The following is a 3,934-nucleotide window of genomic DNA, read 5'->3' on the forward strand; positions in this document are numbered from 1 at the left end:
TGTGCGGCCGCGGGTCGGCGCCGCCCGCCGCGCCGCCGAGACCGCCCTGGTGGATGCCGGCCGTCTGCTGCCAGCCGCGGCCTTCCTGCATCTGCTTCAGCAGTTCTTTCGCGCGACGCGCGCCTTCGCCGCGGCCGGCGGCGAGGTTCTCCAGGATGCCGACGAACTTCTTGTCGCTGATCTCCGTCACCGGCACGTTCGCGTTGCCGTGGAACACCGGCTGGCCCGGGCGGTTGTTGGCCAGCACCGGGTTGTTCGCCTTGCCGCCCTTGCACTTGCCCTTGCCGCCCTTGAGGCCGACCGGGTCGAGCCAGCCGGTGGGGTTGCGGACGTAGGCGTGCGGGTTGGTGCCGCCGCCGAGCCCGATCGGGTCCGGGCTGATGTAGCGCCCGGTCTCCGGCTCGTAGTACCGGTTGACGTTGTAGTGCAGGCCCGTTTCGGCGTCGAAGTACTGGCCGGGGAACCGCAGCGGCGTCGGCGCCGGGCTGCCGGCGTCCAGGCCCCACAGGGTCTGCGCCGAGTGCCAGGTGATCCGGCCGGCTTCGTCGACCAGCTCCGCCGGGCTGCCGATCAGGTCGGCGACGACGGCGTGGAACTGCTCGTCGAGGCCGCCGTCGGCGCGGGTGCGGCGGTCCAGCACGCTGACCGGCACCGGCCGATCCGGCTCCCAGTCCCAGGTCGTGGTCCGGGCCGGCGCGCCGCCGGTCGTCACGATCTCCTCGGCCGGGACGATCCCGTCCCAGACGAAGACCGTCTCGGCGGTGACCGTGCCGTCCGGGCCGAGCAGGCGCTTGGCGACCCGGCGGCCCAGCGCGTCGTAGGCGTAGCGCCACTCGTGGCCGTCCGGGGTCCGCACCTGCTCGAGGCGGTCGTCGGCGTTCCAGGCGAAGCTCCAGCCGGCGGGGCCGCCCGGCTGCTGCCGCCAGGTCAGCCGGCCGAGGTCGTCGTAGCGGTACTCGACGTCGCCGGCCCGCCGCACCAGCGTCCCGGTGTACTCGCGGGGGCCCGCGGCCGGGTGGGCGGCCCACTCCGCCACGGCGATGTTGCCCGCCGCGTCGTAGGCGTACCGCTCGCTGGCGCCGGGCCGCTGCAGCCCGATGACCCGGCCCAGCCGGTCCAGCGCGAACTCGCGGCGGCCGGAGAGCAGGTCGTCCACGCCCGCGAGGACGTCGTCCGCCCGGTGCCGGTAGGCGCGCCGCTGCCGCGGCCGCCCGTCGGCTCCCGCGACGACCTGTTCGACGAGCCGGTCGTTCGCGTCCCAGGTCTGGGTCAGCGTCGCGGTGCCGAAGACGCGGCCGATCTCGCGGCCGGCCGGGTCGTGCGCGAACTGGATCGTCCGGCCTGCCGTGCCGAGCTCGGCCGGCGCGCTCGCCGCGTCGTAGGTCCAGGTGCTCGTGACGCCCGAGGCGGTGCGGCGCGCGGTCCGCAGCCCGCTGCGGTCGTAGCCCGAGCGGACTTCCCGGCCGTTGCACGTCTCGGCCACCACCCGGCCGAGGCGGTCGTAGGCGAAGGTGAGGTCGGCGTCGGCGTTGGCCGCGCGCACCAGCCGGCCCGCGGCGTCGTAGGCGTAGGTCGTGACGCTGTCCCCACGGCGCTTGGCGGTCAGCCGGCCCAGCGCGTCCCAGGTGTAGGTCGTCGGTTCCCCGGCGCCGGTGGCGCTTTCGAGCAGCTGGCCGGCGGCGTCCCTCCGGTAGGTGACGACCCGGCCGTCGAAGTCGGTCTCGCGCACGACCCGCCCGGCGGCGTCGTAGTCGATCCGCCACTGCGCACCCGCGGCGTTGGTCACCGCGACCAGCCGCAGCTCGGTGTCGTAGGCGAACCGCGTGCGGCTGCCGTCCGGCGCGATCTCGCAGACGGGCAGGTCGAAGGGGCCGAAGTCGGTCCGGGTCACCGCGCCCGCGGCGTCGGTCCGCTCGGTCGCGTTGAGCTCGCCGTCGTAGGTGAAGCGCTCCACGGAGCCGTCCGGGGCGACGCGCTTCCACAACTCGCCCTCGACCGTCCACGCGAACGTCGTCGTGTGACCCGCCGGGTCGGTGACGGACTCGACGCGGCCGAGCCGGTCGTAGGTGTAGGTCGTGCGCCCGCCGGCCGGGTCGAGGACCGTCCGGGGCTTGCCGAGGCCGTCGCAGTCGATCCGGGTCGTGCGGCCTTCTTCGTCGGTGAACGAGCCGAGCGCCCCGCCCGGGCCGTAGCCGTAGCGGCGGACCCCGCCCATCGGGTCGGTGGTCGCGACGAGCCTGCCAGTCTCGTCGTACTCGTGGGCCCAGACCGCGCCGTCCGGTTCGACGGTGGCCTGCGGTCGGCCGCGCCCGTCGTAGGAGACGCTGTGGACGCTCCCGTCCGGGCGGGTCTCCGACGTCCGCCTGCCGTGCTCGTCGTAGCCGTACCGGGTGGTCCGGCCCAGGGGGTCGGTCACGGCGAGCAGCCGGTCGTGGCGGTCCCAGTCGTAGGTCGTGGCGCCGCCGAGCGGATCGGTCTCGCGGACGAGCTGGAACTCCTCGTTCAGCTCGAAGGTGGTGGTGTGCCCGAGCGAGTCGGTCGCGCGGTTGACGCGGTTTTCCCGGTCGTAGGCGAAGGTGTAGGCGAGCACGCCGCCCGGGCCGGTGCCGTGGACGCAGCGGTCGAGTTCGTCGTAGGTGAACGCGTAGCCCCGGCCGTTGCGGTCCTGCCAGCTGGTGATGCGCCCGGCCTCGTCGTAGCCGAACCGGTAGGGCCGGCCCGAGGAGTTGACCACCTCCACCAGGTTCGCCCGCTCGTCGTAGGCGAACCGGGCGAGGGTGACGCGGTCGTCGTCGCGGGCGCCGACGGAGGTGAATTCGGTGATCCGGCCGCCGGCCGTGGTGACGGCGACGCGGTGCCCCGCGGAGTGCCGCACTTCGCGCAGCGTGCCGTGCGGGTCGCGGTCGAAGACGATCCGGTTGCCGTCGGCGTCGGAGATCGCCGCCAGCCAGCCGGTGTCCCCGCCGGCGGGGAAGTGCAGGGTGCGGCCGAGGTCGGGCTGCTCCATGACGTACTCGTCCCCGAGCCGCCGCAACGGCCACAGCGGACCTTCGACCGGCTTGACGGCGGCGGCGCCCGGGAGGGGGTAGACGAGCAGGGTGCCGTCCTCGGCGGCGAAGTCGACGCGGTCGGTTCCGGTTTCCAGGCGCTGGTCCGCGGTCGACGCCCAGGAGCGTCCGAAGTGGACACCGCTGCGGTAGCCGGAGAAGTGGGCGCGGTCCAGAACGAGCGCCAGGACGCCGTCGATCTCGACGTCGGTCTGGGCGAGCATCATCCGCCCGGTGGTCATGTCGATCGGGTCCCCGCTGCCCGGGCGGCAGTCGGTCGGGGTCGAGTTCTCCTTGGGGGAGCCGTTCTGGTCGGCAAGCCCGCCGCCGCGCGGCTTGCCACCGCCGTTCCCGGCGCCCTTCCCGCCGCCGGAGGGCGTGGTCGAGCCGCCACCGGGGGAGGAATCCGGCCCCTTCGGGTTGTCGTCGGGGCCTTTGGAGCCCGGAGGCGGGTCGCTCTTGGGCGGCGGGTCGCCTTTGGCGCCGGAAGTGCTGGTGCCGTCGCCTTTCGCCCCCGAGGGCGAGGTGCCGTCGCCCTTCGGCGGCGGCGCGTCCGGGCCGCCCTTGCCGTTGGGGCCGCCGATGTCTTTCGGGCCGCTTTTGATGTCGGCGTGTTTGGGCGGCGGCGCGGTTTTGCCCGGCTTGATCTTCCGTAAGGCCTTGGCCGCGTCTGAGAACAGGTCCCCGGCGCGTTTGAGCAGTGGTACCAGGGCCTTCAACGCCGTTACCAGTCGTTTGACCAGGTCGGCGATCTTGGAGGCGGTCTTGGCGACGGCGTTGATGACCTGGGGTACGACCCAGGTCATGCCGATGCCGAGGGTGAACACGACCTGCAGTGCCCAGCTGATGAGGTGCCCGACCAGTTCGGCGATGATGTCGCGCACGAG

At 73.7% G+C, this 3,934-nt stretch carries 1 protein-coding gene; it reads right to left on the reverse strand.

Annotated features, from left to right (window positions below):
- The coding region (locus ACWEVN_RS46965; protein WP_452055592.1) for an RHS repeat-associated core domain-containing protein at positions 1 to 3,934 on the reverse strand (3,934 nt) is incomplete at both ends.

This window comes from Amycolatopsis sp. NPDC003861 (assembly GCF_053605405.1).